The sequence below is a fragment of the Brucella grignonensis genome (assembly GCF_002252505.1).
Taxonomy (GTDB): Bacteria; Pseudomonadota; Alphaproteobacteria; order Rhizobiales; family Rhizobiaceae; genus Brucella; species Brucella grignonensis.
The window spans coordinates 794,535-811,917 of the sequence record NZ_NNRL01000163.1 but is presented as its reverse complement, the minus strand read 5'-3'; the positions used below and the strand labels follow the sequence as shown (position 1 = coordinate 811,917).

Genomic DNA, 17,383 nt, shown 5'->3' with positions numbered 1-17,383 from the left:
TGGAGAAAATGAAGGAATGCCAGGCGGGTTCTCCGCCTGGCATTTTGTTTTCAGATACTCAGCGTCACGCAACCATTATCCCTGATCAATCGGAAGAGCTACGAAGCGGCTCTGGTCGTTGCTCTGCAGCTGCAACAACACAGCCTTACGACCAGCCTTTGAAGCTTCTTCAATCGCCTTGTCGATATCCTTGGCGCTTTTGACGATCTGATTGTTTACCGAGACAATGACGTCACCGGAACGGATGCCACGGTCAGACGCATCGCTATCAGGATCAACATTGGTGACAACCACACCGTCACCGTCTTCTGAAGGTGTAACCGTCAAACCATAGGTATCGAGCGATCCGCCCTGTTCGGTATCGCCGCCGCCGGACTGGCTGTCCGCCTTGCCGAGATCCTGTGGCATGGCCGCAATGGTAATGTCGATTTCTTCAGCCTTGTTCTTGCGCCAGACGGTCAAAGCAGCTTTTTCACCAGGAATGATGTTGGCAACCTTACGAGCAAGATCGCGTGGGTCCTGAACAGTTTCACCATTAACGGCGGTGATCACATCACCTGCCTTGATGCCTGCCTTTGCAGCCGGACCGTCAGCCTGGGGAGATGCGACAAGAGCGCCTTTCTCTTCAGCAAGGCCAAGCGAAGCTGCAATATCCTTGCTCACAGGCTGAATTTGAACGCCAATCCAACCACGTTCAACCGAGCCCTTCTTGATCAGCTGATCGACAACCTGCTTGGCAGTCGATGCCGGAATTGCAAAGGCGATACCTACACTGCCACCCGAAGGTGAGAAGATTGCCGTGTTAATGCCAATGACTTCGCCAGAAAGATCGAAAGCTGGGCCACCGGAGTTGCCTTTGTTAACAGCAGCATCAATCTGGATAAAATCGTCGTAAGGACCTGCGCCGATGTCACGACCGCGGGCCGAAACGATGCCGGATGTAACTGTACCACCAAGACCAAACGGGTTGCCAACCGCGACGACCCAATCACCAACGCGGATCTTGTTGTCGTCACCGAGCTTCACATATGTGAATTTACGCTTGGCATCATCGATCTTCAGGACAGCAAGATCTGTACGCGCGTCGGTGCCTATCAGCTTCGCATCGAGTTCGGTGCCGTCATCGAGAACGACGCTGTAGGCATCGCCGTCAGAGACAACGTGATTGTTGGTGACAAGATAACCATCTTCGGAAATGAAGAAGCCGGAACCCTGTGCCACAGGACGTTCATGACCCGGACGTGGTTTACCACGATTGCCCGGACGGCGGCTATCAGGACGGGCGTCGCCCCGAGGTTCCATACCGAAATCACGGAAGAATCGCTTTAGCGGATGACCGTCTGGCAGCTGATCGAAACCGGGAGGTGTTCCAAACTGCTGACCGCGGCTATCGGCTTCCTGCACATCTTTCTTGACGCGAACGCTAACGACTGCCGGGCGCACTTTTTCAACCAGATCGGCAAAGCCAGCCTGCTGAGGCGGAGTGACACTGACTGCTTCGGCGCGGGCATTGTTCATCACGCCCATTGGGCCGGTTGCGACGAACGCACCGGCAAGCGCGGCTGACAGCGCTACGGCGGCAACACCCTTACGATATTTTGAAGTTATAATCTTCGACATCTGTCTCTCCTTACGAGCAGCAATCCCGAACCAAGAATTTCCACCTAGGCAAATCTGGTCCCGTAATCCTTTATAGAGCTCAAGATAGTTTGGGCTACCTTACCGCTCAATTTCCGGAAGATGAAAGTTTTGTAAGGTTTGAGAAGAAAATCAGAATCGAAAAATGGCTTACTTATCGTCGAGAAGCCTGGAAAGCTCTGCTTTTTCTCGTTCCGACAGCGGCTTCTGGACTTCAGCTGCCGTGTTACGCCGACGGAACGCAATGGCCAAAGCAATTCCGCCAATCAAAAGAATCAGCACCGGAAAACCCCAAAGGAGTGCTGTCTGCGCATTGAAGCGAGGCTTAAGCAAAACAAACTCGCCATAACGATCTACGACAAAGTCCATCACCTGCTTATCAGAATCGCCAGAGGTTAGACGTTCACGCACGAGCACACGCAGGTCGCGAGCCAGTTCCGCATTGGAATCGTCAATAGATTCGTTCTGACACACCATGCAACGAAGTTCCGCAGATATCTCTCTTGCTCGCTTTTCAAGCTGAGGATCGGCAAGCACCTCATCCGGATTGACAGCCAGAGCGACTGATCCGCTAAAGACCAGCGACAATCCGAGAAGAAGCAGGGAAAGACTTTTGCATATCCTCATGCTGTTGCCTCCGCTTCCTTCGATGCGGACTTGCGCGCCTTTGATGGAGCGCCAACACGCAGGCGACGATCTGCGAGAGAGAAGATAGCCCCCACCATCATGATCAGCGCACCGTACCAGATCAGTGTGACCTCTGGCTTCCACCAAACACGCACAACAATGGAACCATTGCCGGGCTCATCACCCAAAGCCACATAAATCTGACTGAACCATAGAGTCCGAATACCTGATTCAGTGGTCGGCATCTGACGGGCTGGGAAAAACCTCTTGGACGGTTCGATCAGGCCCAGGTCACGATTTGCTGAATCTAGCAGCGTAAACGTGCCGCGATTCTCAGTGAAGTTCGAACCGGTCAAAGGTCGCAGTCCTTCAAAGCGCAGCGAATAATTCGCGACCTTCATCGTGTCACCAGGGCGCATTAACAATACATTTTCTGTACCATACGTCGTGACACTTATAATACCGAGCAGAGTCACACCTAAGCCAATATGCGCAAGAGCTGTTCCGAATACTGAACGTGGCAATCCTATAAAGCGCGAAAATGCTTTGCTCGCGGAAACCTTGCCAATACCGGCCTTCAACCAGAGATCAGTCAAGCTGCCGAGGATCAGCCATACAGCAAGACCAATGCCGAGAGCCGCAAGAACTGAGTGGGCCTCGCTGCGCCAAATCACGATACCGACCGTAATGAGTGACAATGCGAATGCCATCATCAGCCGTTGCGCAACGCCGTACAGGTCCCCGCGCTTCCAGGCGAGCAGCGGACCGAAAGGCACAGCGAACAGCAGTGGGATCATCAATGGCCCGAAGGTCATGTTGAAGAAGGGAGCGCCGACCGAAATCTTGTCGCCAGTCAACACTTCCAGCAACAGCGGATAGAGCGTGCCGATAAGAACGGTTGCAGCGGCAGTTGTGAGGAAGAGATTGTTGAAGACCAGAGCGCCTTCGCGCGAAATCGGTTGAAAAAGCCCGCCCGAAGACAAGCTCTGAACACGCAGAGCAAAAAGCGACAGCGAACCACCGATAAAGATGGCGAGAATAGCGAGAATAAAAAGACCCCGCCCCGGATCGGTGGCGAAACTATGCACTGAGGTCAGCACACCGGAGCGCACAAGGAAAGTTCCTAGCAGCGATAGAGAAAAGGCCAAAATTGCAAGCAACACGGTCCAGATTTTGAGGGCCGAGCGCTTTTCCATGACAATTGCCGAATGCAGCAGCGCCGTTCCGACAAGCCATGGCATGAAGGACGCATTTTCGACCGGATCCCAGAACCACCATCCCCCCCAGCCGAGTTCGTAATAGGCCCAGTAAGAGCCCATTGCGATACCGCCGGTCAGGAACATCCAGGCGACCAGCGCCCAAGGGCGAACCCAACGCGCCCATGCCGCATCAATACGGCCTTCTATCAGGGCAGCTACGGCAAAGGAAAAGCATACCGAAAAGCCGACATAACCAAGATAGAGCAGCGGTGGATGGATCGCGAGGCCGATATCCTGAAGGATCGGGTTCAGATCGCCACCTTCTATCGGTGCCGGAATGATACGGGTGAATGGATTGGATGTGAAAATGATGAAGGCCAGAAAGGCGGTTCCAATCCAGCCCTGAACGCCAAGGACATTCGCACGCAGGGTTTCCGGCAGATTGCCGGAAAAGGCTGCAACCAGTGCACTGAAGAAACTGAGGATCAGCACCCACAGCAACATGGAGCCTTCATGATTGCCCCAAACGCCGGTAATTTTATAAAGCATCGGCTTTTGCGAATGAGAGTTTTCGACCACGTTGAGGACCGAAAAATCAGAGACGACATAGGCCAAGGTCAGCACCACGAAAGAGAAAGCAATCAGCGCAAAGACGGCCAGTGCCGTTGGCACTGCCACGCCCATCAGCTGCACATCTCTACGCTGTGCGCCTACAACGGGCGCAACAGACTGAACCACTGAGAGGGCCAGTGCCAGAACAAGCGCGAAATGACCAATCTCGACATTCATAAGCTTTTTCCAGTTCCAATTCCGATTACTGGCCCGATACGCATCATTGACCTTCCCAAACGCCCTTTTTCTTCAGACTGTCGGCGAGGTCTTTCGGAACATAATTTTCATCGTGTTTGGCGAGCACATTATCGGCCCGAAACACGCCATCAGAACCGAAGCGGCCTTCCGCGACAACCCCTTGGCCCTCACGGAAAAGATCTGGAGCAATCCCTTCGAAGACGACTTTGACCGTTTTGATTGTGTCGGTGACGGTAAAGCGTAATTCACTGCCCTCACGCACCACAGAGCCTTCTTCAACAAGGCCACCCAAACGGAACCGGGCACCCGAAGTGATTTCCTGTTCAGTCAAATCGGCCGGTGTTCGGAAAAATCGAATGTCCTGATTAAAAGCCATAAGCATGAGGCCAACCGCGACAGCGAGAACGGCCAGAGCACCACCAATCAACATCAGGCGCTTGCGCTTTCTCTGGCTGACTGTACGAGCTAAACTGCCCTTTGGCTTCGTATTGCGTCCATTGCTTTCTGCAGTCGCACTCATTGTGTTGCGCTCCCTGCTTCCAAACCCAATCCTGCGGCAAAGCCTGTCAGCTCAGCCCGTTTTTCACCATCCAGCGCCGCAACTCCACGTTTTAGCGCATCAAGTGCATCATCTCGGCGATTAAGGATCATATAGGAGCGCACAAGGCGCTTCCAGCCATCGATATCCCCGCCATTTTCGCGAAGACTTTCGTCCAAACGTTGAACCATGCCTTCAACCATGGCCTGACGGTCCTCAGGACTCATGGAAGCTGCAGCATCTACATCCTCGGTTGTAGGGCCGCTCGTAGGAGGCTGCGGGGCACTTCCGCGAATACGCGCGATGGTCTGTTCAACCTGTGCGCGCCAAGGCGCATCTTTCGGGGCTTTATCGAGGAAGGTCTGCAATCTCTTTACTGCGCCTTCAGCATTGCCATCCTGCATCTCGCCTTGCGCAAGATAATATTGTGGCCGGATGTCATCAGGCTCAAGCGTAGCCGCTTTTTCAAACAAACCTTCCGCCTCGGCAGTGATCGGTCCGCCGGATACTCCGATCAATGCTTCACCAAGACCAAGAATTCGTTGGAAATTTTCACCTTCAAGACGAATTGCTGAACGATAGGCGTTGACTGCATCAGCACCGCGACCTATCCGCAGATAAATTGGCGCTAATACATCCCAACCACGTGCATCACCGGGATTTTGCGCAAGATGCGCTTCGGCGCGAGCAACGAGTTCATCAACAGAGCTGTTCTGCGGACTATTTGCCAAGCGTGCCGCCAATGGCATCGCCGGTGTGTCAGGAGCCCCGAAAAGCGGATAGATGCCCCAGGCGATCAAAGGAACAGCCAGTACGGCTGCGAGAGCCAGCACCCGACCGGATCGAGCTTTCTGTATAGTGGCTGCTGATTCCGTGCTGGCCTTTTCGGCATTCAGGATACGACGGGAAATTTCGATACGAGCCTGTTCAGCACTGGGAGTGTCGATCATGCCGCGCGCAGCGTCGGCCTCAACCTCGCGCAACTGGTCGCGATACACTTCCAGATCGTTCTTTTCAGGGGGCAAAAATTCCTGCTTGTTCCGTGTCAGCGGCAACAAAACAGTCAATGTAGCTGCAAGAGTCAGCAGTGCGGCAGTCAACCAGAATTCCATGGCTGAGACTTAATCTCAGCCGAGGGAAAAACCAACACTAACCTGCCGGAAGTTGCAGACTAGGGCAATTCGCCGCAAAGGCCTGCAGCGATCAGTTCAGTGGCGTCCAGCTTCCATCCGCGTTACGGCATGCAGTACCGCGCGCAGTTTGCATTGAATCTGCAATGGTAAAAGTATGGGTATATTGCCGACAGTTCTGGGAACCGACCTGATAAGGCTGTGCAGCTGTTACATCACCAGATGTCGATCCACTGCCACTCCATGAAACGACTTTCCCAGCGGGCGAATATTCAAGCGCACGATATTCTGCTTCGAGTGCCTTCTTGCGATCACCTGCGGTCAACTGTCCTGCCGAACTGCCTAAAAGCCCGTTCCCGAGTGGCGCCAGCAAATTTGGACGCGTTTCTGCCGATGAAGACGACCCACCAAGCGAAGTCAGTCCCAAACCTTTTCCACCACCGGATGTTCCACAGGCAGCAAGCATGAACGCCATCGAAGCGACCAGAAAAGGAGCGGAAAACCTTGATACCATCATCATAACAAACCGGCCTTCATAAAAAATGAGCATGCATACTATCGTAGGATGCAGCTAATAAGTCTAACCTTCTACTTCGCCCCGTGGCAAAAACAACTATCAATCTTCAGTCAGCGGCAACACAACGCGCACCTGTAGTCCGCCCCAGTTGCTTTTGCCCAAATGCAAGGTGCCACCATATTCCCGCACGGTGTCCTGAACGATTGCCAATCCAAGCCCCGTACCCGGCTTGGTCTCATCGACACGGTTGCCACGTTTCAGTGCTTGTTCGATCTTGTCAGGAGCAAGGCCCGGACCGTCATCCTCTATCAAAATCTCAAACTGCCGTTGCGCATCAGCGGCCGGTCGCAAAATGATCTCAATCTGTCTGCGCCCCCATTTGCCCGCGTTCTCCAGCAGATTACCGACAATTTCTTCCAAGTCTTCTTTTTCGCCAGCAAAAATTGCACCCGGCAACACATTTCTGAATGTGATTTTGAAAGCAGGATTAAGCTTTGCCGTCACCCGTTCCATCCGCTCAAGCACTGGAGTGACCTGAGTTCTGAATACGACGCTGTCTCGTTGAGCCGCGATGCGGGCGCGCTGCAGATAGTGTTGAATCTGGACCTGCATGGCTTCGCTTTGCTCCAGAACGACCCGTCCCTGTTCGCCACCCATGGCCCGCGCTTCATTTGTCAACACAGACAACGGTGTTTTCAAAGAATGGGCAAGATTGCCAACCTGCGTTCGCGATCGCTCAACGATACGGCGGTTGTTTTCGATAAGCGCATTCATCTCATTTGCCAGTGGTGCGATTTCCAGTGGCAGCGACGTACCAAGTTTTACTGACCGTCCTTCGCGAATATCAGCCAGTGCCTGCCGTACTTTATCAAGCGGACGCAGGCCGAAGAGAATAATGCCAGCATTGATGAAGACACTGCCAAGCCCGAAAATCGCCAGATAAAGAGCAAGCTTACTGCGGAAGTCTGATATTTCACTCATGACTTCACTCAGGTTTCCCATCACGCGGAAACGCGCAACGCGGTTGTCATTATCAAGAACGACTTCGGTTTCTACAATGTAGAGTTCCTCACCATTCAAGCCCGGGAGCGTATAGCTGCGCATAAAGGAACTATCGAACGGTGCTTGATTTATCGGTATCTCAGGCACAATACGCCCTACCAGAGATAGCGATTGCAACTTGCCATTGATGTTTGAAGAAACGGGATCAACAGACCAATACCAACCGGAAAGCGGACTGGAATAGCGCAGCTCGCCAAGCTCGGGACGGCCTTGCAGAGTGCCGTCCGGCGATATGCTGACAGCACCTACAAGACTGAACAAATGCGCAGTCAGAAGCCGCTCGAAATTGTTGCGTGCAGCATCGCCATAAAGTGTGCTGATAAGCGTTGCCACAACGACGAGCGCTAAAATGACCCAGAGCGTCGAAAGGGTGACAACGCGTATCGCTAGTGAACGCAACGGGGGAAAAACGCTAAAAAGCTTCAGTTCCCGTTCCCTCTCGTATCATCTTGCCCGTCCGAACGGATGCGATAGCCCATGCCGCGCACAGTTTCGATCAGATCGACGCCCATCTTTTTGCGCAAACGACCAACGAAAACTTCGATCGTGTTGGAATCACGGTCAAAGTCCTGATCATAGAGATGCTCAACCAGCTCCGTCCGCGAAACAACCTCGTCCATATGATGCATGAGATAAGAAAGCAGGCGATATTCGTGGGATGTCAGTTTCAACGCAACGCCGTCGACACTGGCTTTCGACGTCTTTGTATCAAGGTGCAGAGAACCACAGACCAGTTCAGATGACGCATGGCCAGCGGCGCGACGGATCAATGCGCGCAATCGAGCAAGGACCTCTTCGATATGAAAAGGCTTGGCGACATAATCGTCAGCACCCGCATCAATACCGGCAACCTTATCACTCCAGCGATCCCGCGCCGTTAGCATCAGAACCGGCATGGTCCGGCCACTGCGGCGCCAGCGTTCAACAACACTGATGCCATCCATCTGCGGAAGGCCAATATCGAGGATCACAGCATCGTAAGGTTCAGTATCGCCCAGATGATGGCCTTCTTCGCCATCAAAAGCACTATCGACAACATAGCCCGTGGCAACCATCGCATCCGAGAGCTGCCTGTTCAGGTCCTTGTCGTCTTCAACGATCAGGATACGCAAGTTTGAGGCTCCTCGCGGCGACGCATTAAAGCATTTCCAGCAAAAGTGCTAAGCGGTTTCAACGATCCAATATTAACTGGAATCAGTCTACTGTGCGGGGACGGCGACTTCTACACGGCGCGGGCGTTCGCCATCGCGTCCGGGTACAAGTACCACGACCACACACATGGGGCGGCCATTCTGTGTGGTCGGCGTTGCCTTGGCCAACTGACCACCCTGTGAGGCAGCCACTTGTTCGCCCACCGCCGCACAATCGCCAGCAGCAGCAACCCGAAGATTAGACTTCTGGGGCATTGTAATTGGCAAGGCACCGGCATCAACCGGCAACAGACCAATGCTAACGGCCAGAAGCGCGAAAATTTTGAGAGCAGGGTTCTGTTTCATCATGTCCCTTATATAGCGCCTTTCAGCTGAACGATGCATGAACGATCACCCTGCTTATAGACACAAAGGAATTTGGGCCTGTAAAACAGCCCCAACCAGAAAACCCCGATTGGCGCCATTCTAAACTATTGTTTTTATGCATAATATTATCCGGAACATCCGTCAACATTCCGGAACTATGCCACTTTTCAAAACTTTGCTATCACGCTTTGTGAAATTATGAAATGCGCGAAGTTGCCCCTATGCGACCAAAAACAGCAATAAGGCCAGCGATGCCTGTCGCGAGTTGCAGCAATATATCAGTTAAAGCGCCCTGATCGATCGTATCACTGATAAGGCCAAAAGCGCCCGCCAATGATAAAAACAGAGCGACCAATCCTGCCCAAACAGTGCGAGAAAGATACCAAGGCTTATCTTCAGCCATTAAATTTCCTTTCTGATTTTCACAAAATATTTGAAATATCGAGCGTGGCGAAATCACCAGCTCCAGTTTTTGCACTCACCATCGCGACGCGAATCTGGAATCCCTTTGTGTCGAGTTCAGCAAGACGTTCTGAATTCGAATAGATCCAGGACGTAGTTTGCACCTGGGCACTGCGCACAATTGCATCGGACTGCCAGACTTCCACCTGATAGGCTTCACGTTCTTCAGCCAGCGGAATATCCTCACCCATCCAGCTATCAGCATCGAGCCTTCCGCGCCTGATCCAGTGAGCCGACAAATCACCATTACTGAGTTGTTTGGCCTTGAGATGGACCGGGCTGAGAGGTTTCAGGGCTTGCAAGCCGCCGACTGCCTTCACGGTATCGAAGAACTCATCCGAGAACGATTTGCCTGCCGCCCCTATGCGCCAGTTCAGCTCAAGCCCGATTTCGGAAGCTAGCAGACCAATGTCCTGCACCCCACCGTCAAGCAATACAAACGGGGTCCCGACTGGCTTCTCAATGAGGCTTGCTGTTTCCGTACCAAGCTGACCGCGTAAAAGCCTGCTCAATCGCCAGCGGTTTTGTCCAATCTCTTCTGCTTCGAGAAACTGAAAAACTTCCCATTCTCCATTGGGGGATTTTAGAAATGCCGTGTTGGCCCCGTTCAGTATCTGAACAAGTGGCTTTGATCCCAATTCACCTGAGTAAAGTACAAGCTCTATCGCATTCCCGTCGATCAAACGTCCGCTCGGTGCTCCCTTAAGCGGCCTTGTCAGTTCCCCCATCACGGTGCGCTCGCCGATCAAGCTGCGTTCGGCAAAACCATCGTCGGATGGTGACGCGTAAGCCGCGACACCGCGCCATGGCTTCGCATGACACGCAACGCGGAATTGACCAGCGGGATCTTCCGCACTCGGCCAAAGCGGCAGATCTATGAGGTGAAAAATCGGCTTCATATCCGAGACCGGTTTTCCCGGTGGAAACTTTGGAGTTTCACCTTTGTCTGCAAACATGACATTCGGTGCAAGGGCGACGGCTTTGACAGCCCGTACTTCGCCATCTTCCAACGCTGTTACGACATAGTTGCGCCCGCCCCCAAGGATATCAAGCCGGATACGATCGCCGACGTGAAGTGCGGCCTCTGACCATGGCAGCGAAAAGCTTGCGGTTCGCCGTTCAGCATAGCGGCGCGCCATCCAGCTTTCGGCAAGGGCAGTGGCCTGCCCTGTTTCCATCGAGCCCGATAGGCTGAGGCTTTCTGTGCCCTGCCCGGTATCCCGACGCACCGATGCACCGACAACCTGAAAGTCGCGTAGTGGGTCGTTACAGTATAGCTCGGCCACGGAAGGCAGATCGCCCTGATCTTCGAGAACAGAGTTCAACGCTTCGCCATCCTGTGGCTCGACCAGCATATGCGCCACATCAAGCGCAGGAGCCGCACGGGCGATACTCCGAAACACAAACCGGCCCGCCTGCTCAAACCCATGCACACCAAACACATTCATCAGTGGTTCCAGAACACCGCGTGCTGTTGACGGTTCCGAAATAACAAACCCGGTGAGATGCCCATCCGCAGCAGTGCAATCAGCTTCCGGTAACTCAAAATCGGCCAGTATGGCAGCAATCAGTTCATCAAGCGAAACTCCACTGACGCGGCCATTAAGCCAATGACCGAGTCGCCAGTTTGGCGTATCGCCCCACACATCACCTTTCAGCGGAAACTCTGAAAACGGTCGCGTATCCCAGGACCACATATAAATGCGATCCATGTCCAGCATTGGACTGCCATACACAGAAGAGACCGGATTGTTTTCCGGCCAGTGCTTGAAATGTGCGCGCAGGAACCGGTCCATACCGATATCGGCGCGTGAACCGTTCGAGAAATATGGCGTCGCATTTTCAGACGATTTGGGATCAGGAAAGACATTGGGCTGGTTCGGACCTTTGTCTACTGCCGGGCACCCAAGTTCTGTAAACCAAATTGGTTTGGATTGCGGCAGCCAAGCTGTAGGTCGGGCAACCTCTGCCCCATCAATACGATTGTAGTGCAGATTGCTCCACCAGGCACGAATATCCTTGTAGCGATAGACCCATGGCTTGCCCGCGAGCCCATCGCTAATCGGTGTACGAACACGCGCGACACGGTCTTCGCTGCTCGCGTAATACCAGTCGAAGCCCTCCCCCGTTTCTATGCTCGCTGTCAGACCATTAAGATCATAAGGACCTTCGAACCGATCAGGGTTCTCGCCATCGAAATCACTATCCCTCCAATCGGCAAGTGGCATATAATTATCGATACCTACTGCATCCACTGCAGGATGTGACCATAGCGGATCGAGATTGAAAAACAGATCGCCGGTTCCATCCTGTGCCTGATATCCAAAATATTCAGTCCAGTCAGCGCCATATGTAATGCGGCAGCTTTGTCCAAGCTTCACCCGCATCTCAGTGGCAAGCGCACAAAGATACGTGACGAATGGAAAGTTTTCGCGGCTGTCACGGATGCTGGTAAGGCCACGTAATTCTGAACCAAGCAAAAAGGCATCGACACTGCCAGCCTGCACCGCCAGATTTGTACAATGATTCAGGAAACGCCTGTAACCCCACGTTCCGTTGACGAAAGCTGAGACCTGACTTCCTGCTTCGACTGTTTTGTCTGGCGATCCGGCAACATCGATTGCGGGATGGCAAGTGATACGCCCTCGCCATGGATAGACGGATTGTCCAACACCGCCATAAGGCGACGGCAACTGATTGCCAGCAGGCACGTCCATCATGATGAACGGATAAAGTGTAACCTTAAGACCGCGCGCTTTCGCGTCACGAATAGCGTCGATTACGCTCTGATCGGAAGGGGTTCCGCCATAAGCCGCACCGTCACCACTGGTCGAAATAAGATGTGCATTGGCACGAGTGACATTTTCAACCTTCCAGGTCTGGCTTGATGAAAATGTGCTCTGATGCGTGACGCCCGGGCGAATGCTACAAGCATCCGCCCTTAGATCATTGCCAAACCATGGCAGAACAATTGCCACATGGCGGAGGTTCGGGCACAGCATCTGCAGCTCGTCCATGGCGACCGCCCAATCGCTGCGCCCGCGCTTTGCATTGCGGTTAAGTGTGCGGCTTTCACCCGGAAAAGGCCTGTCACTTACCGGACTTGGTGATAGGCCGAATTCGGTGGAGCCCGGAATGAGCGCCACAGCGCGGATATCGCGCGCCACCTTGCCAACTGGTCGCATGACCTCAAACTGGAATTGTGGCAGACGGTTTCCATACACATCGAGCGGAATCCGCTCAAACACCACATAAGCAGTGCCGCGATAGGCAGGCGCATTGCCTGTTCCTTGCTTGGCCTCAATCAATGGATCAGGCTGTTGTTGCTGCGTACCGTGATAAATGCGCATGTCAATGTCAGTGAGATCAAGTTCCTGACCATCAGCCCAAACACGACGGATGCCAGCGATTTCGCCTTCAGCAACGGCATAGGCTGCATTGCCGAAATAGCTGTAACTGGTCACTTTCGGACCACCCTTGCCGCCCTGACGTTCTGTAGTTTTCTTTTCCTCAAATCGCGTCGCCCAGATCAACGTGCCTGAAAGCCGCGCTGTGCCATAAACGAAAGGAAGCGCTGCACCTTCTTCTGCTGTTGCCACACGACCACCATTGAGGCGTGCCCCCTCCATATGGCGGGTCGAATTGATGATCGCCGTATCGATGGCATAGCCGCCCATAGCGCCCAAGCCAGCGCCAATAGCTGCCCCCACAGGGCCAAAAATGCCTCCAACAGCAGCACCAACCGCTTGTAGAACAATAGTCGCCATTGCTTACACTTTCGCGTCAGGGAAGATAAAAATACCGGCAATCCGCTTGCGCCATTGCGGCACCAAGGCAGAAGCCATCACGTGATGACCTTCATAAGCATGGATAAAGCGGTTCTCTCTCACCATGATACCAAGATGCTTCGCCGCAACATCGGCGCGCCAGCGGAAGAGGAGCAAATCTCCCGGTTGAGGATTACCGCTGATGCGTGATCTCATATGCCTTTGCGCGGCTTCCATAAGCGGATCGCCGGAAGTGGCCTCCGCCCAGTCAGGTGCATAAGCCCCCGGATGTTCTGGTTCATTGCCATAAAGCGCCCGCCAGATACCGCGTACCAGCCCCAGACAGTCACAGCTCACGCCACGCATTGATGCACCGTGGCGATAGGGCGTACCGATCCAGCTTTCGACCTCAGCCAAAACTCTCTCGGCAACCATCATGGCACCAATGCACTTCCGTCATATTCATTACCACCGCTGACGTAGGCGAAGGCTGCGTCATTGCCGGGAAGATGCGGAAAGCCTTGAAAATTGGTGCCATTTGCGAATTTTGCTTTGCAGGTTGCAAAGCTCTTGTCGCAACCGGCAACGACACGAAACGTGTCGCCGGTTTCCACCGGCAGAACGGGAGGTTCAATCAAACGCAGACTGTTACCATTCTGTCCCAGAACACGAATTGCTCTTCCCGAGCTTTTACCGCTTGTCCAAACAAGCAGCCCTTCGGCAAACCAACCACTTGCAAAACCCTCAAGTCCAGCCACCGCCAGCATCGGACCATCAGCAACTGTTACTGATCCAGAAGCAGCAAACCGAGGATCGCTTTGGTTCACACCACAGCGTTTATCGCCCAAAACAGCGTTGCACTGACGTAAAATCCGGCGGCCACAAACGGCATCAAAAGCAGCCGCAGCGCCTTTCAATTCCATGACAAATCGGCCACCGGATCGGCTGATCGTGCCAACGGTCCAGCGCCGCAAAAGCATGTGCTGTTCAGGGCTTGTCCAATTGACCAGATAGCTTTCGACAACCGCTCCGTCGTAACGGCCCTGCTCAATATCGACATCGCTGATACGTGTTGAAGACAAAGCGCCTTCGACCTCGCCGCCCGCAACAGACAGCCCGAGTGTTGTCGTGGCTTCGCTGCTGTTCAGACCCGTCAGCGGCTCGCAGACAATTCCATCCAGAAGCAAGTCACGATCATGGTCCGTGAAACCAAGCACGACACCATCCAAACGTCTTATAAGCCAGGCAAAGCAATGGGTTGTGACTTCACCCTTCAAATGTGATTCAAGCGCTGCCGGAACAGGGATCATATCTTGACCTCGATGATCGGAATGGAGGGAATTTCACCTGCCTGAAACGACGCAATACTGGCCATCAGCCTGTCTGTATCGAAGCGTACTGTCACATCGAAGAGAAAGCCCGCCGTCACGACGGCGCCTACGGCAGGCCGATAATCAGGCATGAAAGTAACGTTACCTGTGGCACTATCGAGCGTGAATGCCTCACCTTCCGCAAGTCGCACTCCGTTGACACCAATCAGTACCGTCCCACTAACCGGCCGTGTAATCGGACGGTCATGAGTTTCATAGCGTTTGATGAGCTGGAATTTAACGCTTGCTCCGTCGCCTATTCCAATCTGTTGATCGAATGGTGATGGTGCCGCGCTATCTGAGGCAGATGAAAAATCGAATGGGTCTCGGAAACGAAAACTATAGAGCGAACCATGCCGGGCCTCGAAGAAGGCGAGCACGGCTTTCAGATCGTCAAGCGAACGCAATCCCGTGCCCGCATCAAAATGGCGTCGGGAATGCGCCCAGCGGGCGTTACGCTTTTCCATGCCGGATGTGAGCGTAATGATTTCATTGCGCCATTCCGGACCTCCGGTTGCGCCGAAGGAAACCCCGAGTGGAAAACGGACATCGTGAAAAGATTCCATTTCAAAGTCTCCGCGCGCCACGGCGTACGGCACCTGCCAGCATGGTTGAAAGCTGCGCTTCGGATTTGCGGAAAGAGGATGCATCGGGCGAAGACATATTGAAAACGACCTGCACAGGTTTGCCAGCATTGCCGCCACCTGTTGCAACCCCAAGCCTGCCGTCTGCACCACGCGCGAGCGGCAGGATGGCTTCTGCACCCGCTTCGCCGGTTAGGCCCAGCGAACCATTGCCCATGCCAAAATAGGTCGGACTGGAAACCACGCCGCCTTTGGCAAATGGCATGATGCCACGGATACCCGTCATCATGCCCGACATCAGCGACGAGCCCAAACTTTGTAATGGCTGGAGACCAGCCGATAGTGCTGAGCCTGCCAAATTGCTTGCGAGGCCGCGCAGCACATCTTCCAGTCCCTTACCGGATACAATAGCGCTTTTGAGTGCCGTCGTGAGGTTGGAGCCGAAGCTCAACGAGCGCTTTTCAAGATCGGTCAAAGCACGATCGAACGCGCTCGTATCCGCCTCGACGGAAACGGTTACGGTTTCATCTGTCATTTTAACTACCTGTCGGGAAAGGCGTGCATGAGCGCATCAAGGGTCGCACGCGAAGGAGCATATGTGTTGCGCAACACGGGTCCGAGAGCCGCTGCAAGTTCGCGCGGGGTCATTGCCCAGAAGTCTTTTGAGGAGAGCCGCAGCAAACCAAATCCTGCCCGCATAACCTCATCCCACGGGAAAGGTTTGTGTGAAGGATCTGATTCAACTGCGGCACTCAAGGGTTTGACGTAGAATCGCTTTCTGGCTTTTCAGCGCTTCCGAATGTGGCAGTCAGAAGTGCTGAAACGATATATGCGAACCCGGCTGCACCGCCTTCGGCTCGCATTTCGGCAACATCGTCATAGCTCACATTATGACCGCCACCGCGCAGGCCCGCGCAAATGATGCGCTGCATGTCATGAGCAGCGAGCCGCCCTGTCGAAAAGCGTGCAATGAGGTCTGAGAGATTATCCGCTTCAAATGCTGCTTCCAGCTCGGCAAGCGCGCCAAGTGTAAGGCAGAGTGTCCAGTCGCGGCCATCCAATTTTGCCGCAACCTCGCCACGATGGCGATTGACCATCATAGAGCCTCTCCAAATGCAATCAGCCCCGCCGATTCCAGCGCGACCTCGAAAGTCACTTCAGCATCGTGATTACCGCCATACTCAAGTGCCACGATCTGAAACGGTCCAGTAATGCTGCCGAAATCCGGTAGCACGATCTGCCAGTTGCGGATCTCTCCATTAAAGAAGAGGCTACGGATCAATGCGTCCGAAGCCGCGTCCTTGAAAATCCCTGATCCACTAACCGAAGCGCGCTGCACACCGCTTCCAGAAAGTAGCTGCCGCCAGCGGCCAGCCGCATCGGCATCCGTCACGTCCACTGTTTCGGCATTGAAAGCGATGCGTTTGGTGCGCAAACCTGCACAGGTTTCAAATGCACTCTCACCGGTTGCGATTTTCAGCAAGATATCCTTGCCGCGTTGAGCTGCCATTTATCGATCCTTGATTTGAGCATTTCCAGCAAAAATGAAAACGGCTTTGCATCTGGAAATGCGGAATAACTAACGATTAGAACGGGTCCGCTCCAAGTATTTGTTTTTGAGCGCACCTTGTCCGAAAACCGCTTCACACTTTTCGGGATGCGCTCTAATCAGCGGGTTCTGTCACCGCCCGATAACGCATGGTGCCGAGATAGCTCCCGAACCCATCGGTATTGCGTGCCAATACTTCGGTCAGCATGAGATTGATGACCCTATGCCCATCCACTTCAAGCGGCTCCTCATCGAGCCGCGTGGCAATGCGCCCGGCAATATCAAGCACACGTTTGCGTCCAGCCTCGCGCGCCCATATCTGGATATTGAGAAAATGTTCGCCCCCCGGCTCACTTGCCGTACTCCAGTCCTTGCTAAGTGTTTCACCCAACGTGACATAGGGAAAAGGTGTTTTAGGTGGCACGTGATCGTAAACATGTTCACCACCAAGAGTTTCAATAAGTTCGTCGTCGTTCTTCAAGGCCTCATAAAGTGCTTTTTGCAATGCGCTCGCGCCATTCTTCATTTTGATCCCCGCTCGATTTTTGCTTGTCGCCTCGGATGTCCCTACGCCCGACGGCAATATCCTCTCGCACGGCTACCTGTCTGAACC

19 protein-coding genes are annotated in these 17,383 nt (G+C 53.7%); all 19 read right to left on the bottom strand.

From position 1 onward, the window contains the following. Positions 1-75 precede the first annotated feature (75 nt). The 19 genes from CEV33_RS17735 to CEV33_RS17645 all read right to left on the bottom strand — a co-directional run bounded on the left by CEV33_RS17735 (position 76) and on the right by CEV33_RS17645 (position 17,296). On the bottom strand, positions 76-1,620 hold the full coding sequence (locus CEV33_RS17735; RefSeq protein ID WP_094541699.1) for a Do family serine endopeptidase: 1,545 nt from the start codon (positions 1,618-1,620) through the stop codon (positions 76-78). Between the two features lie 168 nt (positions 1,621-1,788). After that, positions 1,789-2,265 (bottom strand): cytochrome c-type biogenesis protein, encoded by a 477-nt coding sequence (locus tag CEV33_RS17730; RefSeq protein WP_094541698.1) that lies wholly within the window; start codon positions 2,263-2,265, stop codon positions 1,789-1,791. Beyond that, entirely contained in the window at positions 2,262-4,253 is a 1,992-nt protein-coding gene (locus CEV33_RS17725) for a heme lyase CcmF/NrfE family subunit (protein WP_094541697.1), read from the bottom strand. The genes CEV33_RS17730 and CEV33_RS17725 overlap by 4 nt, the downstream gene beginning before the upstream one ends. Before the next feature lie 43 nt (positions 4,254-4,296). After that, a complete protein-coding gene (ccmE, locus tag CEV33_RS17720) occupies positions 4,297-4,794 on the bottom strand; it encodes a cytochrome c maturation protein CcmE (RefSeq protein WP_094541696.1) in 498 nt (165 codons plus the stop codon). After that, positions 4,791-5,924: a c-type cytochrome biogenesis protein CcmI gene (gene ccmI / locus CEV33_RS17715; RefSeq protein ID WP_094541695.1), complete on the bottom strand. Its 1,134-nt coding sequence runs from the start codon at positions 5,922-5,924 to the stop codon at positions 4,791-4,793. Before ccmI ends, ccmE begins: the two co-directional genes overlap by 4 nt. A 91-nt stretch (positions 5,925-6,015) precedes the next feature. After that, positions 6,016-6,462 carry a membrane protein gene (locus CEV33_RS17710; RefSeq protein ID WP_024897291.1) on the bottom strand — a complete coding sequence of 149 codons (447 nt, stop codon included), beginning with the start codon at positions 6,460-6,462 and terminating at the stop codon, positions 6,016-6,018. Between the two features lie 96 nt (positions 6,463-6,558). Beyond that, complete coding sequence (locus tag CEV33_RS17705; protein ID WP_094541773.1) at positions 6,559-7,905, bottom strand: ATP-binding protein; 1,347 nt, start codon at positions 7,903-7,905, stop codon at positions 6,559-6,561. A gap of 38 nt (positions 7,906-7,943) precedes the next feature. Further along, positions 7,944-8,633 (bottom strand): response regulator transcription factor, encoded by a 690-nt coding sequence (locus tag CEV33_RS17700; RefSeq protein ID WP_094541694.1) that lies wholly within the window; start codon positions 8,631-8,633, stop codon positions 7,944-7,946. 87 nt (positions 8,634-8,720) lie between these two features. Continuing rightward, positions 8,721-9,017: a hypothetical protein gene (locus tag CEV33_RS17695; RefSeq protein WP_094541772.1), complete on the bottom strand. Its 297-nt coding sequence runs from the start codon at positions 9,015-9,017 to the stop codon at positions 8,721-8,723. Between the two features lie 217 nt (positions 9,018-9,234). Further along, positions 9,235-9,441 (bottom strand): hypothetical protein, encoded by a 207-nt coding sequence (locus CEV33_RS17690; protein WP_094541693.1) that lies wholly within the window; start codon positions 9,439-9,441, stop codon positions 9,235-9,237. A gap of 19 nt (positions 9,442-9,460) precedes the next feature. Further along, entirely contained in the window at positions 9,461-13,267 is a 3,807-nt protein-coding gene (locus CEV33_RS17685) for a baseplate multidomain protein megatron (RefSeq protein ID WP_094541692.1), read from the bottom strand. A gap of 3 nt (positions 13,268-13,270) precedes the next feature. Then, positions 13,271-13,705, bottom strand: coding sequence for a C40 family peptidase (locus CEV33_RS17680; RefSeq protein ID WP_094541691.1), 435 nt, complete (start codon positions 13,703-13,705; stop codon positions 13,271-13,273). Next, a complete protein-coding gene (locus CEV33_RS17675; RefSeq protein ID WP_094541690.1) occupies positions 13,702-14,577 on the bottom strand; it encodes a DUF2163 domain-containing protein in 876 nt (291 codons plus the stop codon). The genes CEV33_RS17680 and CEV33_RS17675 overlap by 4 nt, the downstream gene beginning before the upstream one ends. Next, on the bottom strand, positions 14,574-15,203 hold the full coding sequence (locus tag CEV33_RS17670) for a DUF2460 domain-containing protein (protein ID WP_094541689.1): 630 nt from the start codon (positions 15,201-15,203) through the stop codon (positions 14,574-14,576). Before CEV33_RS17670 ends, CEV33_RS17675 begins: the two co-directional genes overlap by 4 nt. 1 nt (position 15,204) lies before the next feature. Next, positions 15,205-15,756 (bottom strand): phage tail tape measure protein, encoded by a 552-nt coding sequence (locus CEV33_RS17665; protein WP_094541688.1) that lies wholly within the window; start codon positions 15,754-15,756, stop codon positions 15,205-15,207. Positions 15,757-15,761: 5 nt separating this feature from the next. Next, positions 15,762-15,977 (bottom strand): rcc01693 family protein, encoded by a 216-nt coding sequence (locus CEV33_RS17660; protein WP_094541687.1) that lies wholly within the window; start codon positions 15,975-15,977, stop codon positions 15,762-15,764. Then, the gene (locus CEV33_RS17655) at positions 15,974-16,321 is read right to left on the bottom strand and encodes a gene transfer agent family protein (RefSeq protein WP_235818440.1); all 348 of its coding nucleotides are present in this window, start codon (positions 16,319-16,321) and stop codon (positions 15,974-15,976) included. Before CEV33_RS17655 ends, CEV33_RS17660 begins: the two co-directional genes overlap by 4 nt. Next, positions 16,318-16,731, bottom strand: coding sequence for a phage major tail protein, TP901-1 family (locus CEV33_RS17650; RefSeq protein ID WP_094541686.1), 414 nt, complete (start codon positions 16,729-16,731; stop codon positions 16,318-16,320). The genes CEV33_RS17655 and CEV33_RS17650 overlap by 4 nt, the downstream gene beginning before the upstream one ends. A 154-nt stretch (positions 16,732-16,885) precedes the next feature. Next, entirely contained in the window at positions 16,886-17,296 is a 411-nt protein-coding gene (locus CEV33_RS17645) for a DUF3168 domain-containing protein (RefSeq protein ID WP_094541685.1), read from the bottom strand. Positions 17,297-17,383 lie beyond the last annotated feature (87 nt).

What these genes read in the sequence shown, in the direction of transcription:
- CEV33_RS17665 (WP_094541688.1), bottom strand. Translation starts at nt 15,756, where the DNA reads ATGACAGATGAAACCGTAACCGTTTCCGTCGAGGCGGATACGAGCGCG.
- CEV33_RS17675 (WP_094541690.1), bottom strand. Translation starts at nt 14,577, where the DNA reads ATGATCCCTGTTCCGGCAGCGCTTGAATCACATTTGAAGGGTGAAGTC.
- CEV33_RS17690 (WP_094541693.1), bottom strand. Translation starts at nt 9,441, where the DNA reads ATGGCTGAAGATAAGCCTTGGTATCTTTCTCGCACTGTTTGGGCAGGA.
- CEV33_RS17695 (WP_094541772.1), bottom strand. Translation starts at nt 9,017, where the DNA reads ATGAAACAGAACCCTGCTCTCAAAATTTTCGCGCTTCTGGCCGTTAGC.
- CEV33_RS17670 (WP_094541689.1), bottom strand. Translation starts at nt 15,203, where the DNA reads ATGGAATCTTTTCACGATGTCCGTTTTCCACTCGGGGTTTCCTTCGGC.
- CEV33_RS17650 (WP_094541686.1), bottom strand. Translation starts at nt 16,731, where the DNA reads ATGGCAGCTCAACGCGGCAAGGATATCTTGCTGAAAATCGCAACCGGT.
- CEV33_RS17710 (WP_024897291.1), bottom strand. Translation starts at nt 6,462, where the DNA reads ATGATGATGGTATCAAGGTTTTCCGCTCCTTTTCTGGTCGCTTCGATG.
- ccmI (WP_094541695.1), bottom strand. Translation starts at nt 5,924, where the DNA reads ATGGAATTCTGGTTGACTGCCGCACTGCTGACTCTTGCAGCTACATTG.
- CEV33_RS17735 (WP_094541699.1), bottom strand. Translation starts at nt 1,620, where the DNA reads ATGTCGAAGATTATAACTTCAAAATATCGTAAGGGTGTTGCCGCCGTA.
- ccmE (WP_094541696.1), bottom strand. Translation starts at nt 4,794, where the DNA reads ATGAGTGCGACTGCAGAAAGCAATGGACGCAATACGAAGCCAAAGGGC.
- CEV33_RS17725 (WP_094541697.1), bottom strand. Translation starts at nt 4,253, where the DNA reads ATGAATGTCGAGATTGGTCATTTCGCGCTTGTTCTGGCACTGGCCCTC.
- CEV33_RS17680 (WP_094541691.1), bottom strand. Translation starts at nt 13,705, where the DNA reads ATGATGGTTGCCGAGAGAGTTTTGGCTGAGGTCGAAAGCTGGATCGGT.
- CEV33_RS17685 (WP_094541692.1), bottom strand. Translation starts at nt 13,267, where the DNA reads ATGGCGACTATTGTTCTACAAGCGGTTGGTGCTGCTGTTGGAGGCATT.
- CEV33_RS17655 (WP_235818440.1), bottom strand. Translation starts at nt 16,321, where the DNA reads ATGATGGTCAATCGCCATCGTGGCGAGGTTGCGGCAAAATTGGATGGC.
- CEV33_RS17645 (WP_094541685.1), bottom strand. Translation starts at nt 17,296, where the DNA reads ATGAAGAATGGCGCGAGCGCATTGCAAAAAGCACTTTATGAGGCCTTG.
- CEV33_RS17730 (WP_094541698.1), bottom strand. Translation starts at nt 2,265, where the DNA reads ATGAGGATATGCAAAAGTCTTTCCCTGCTTCTTCTCGGATTGTCGCTG.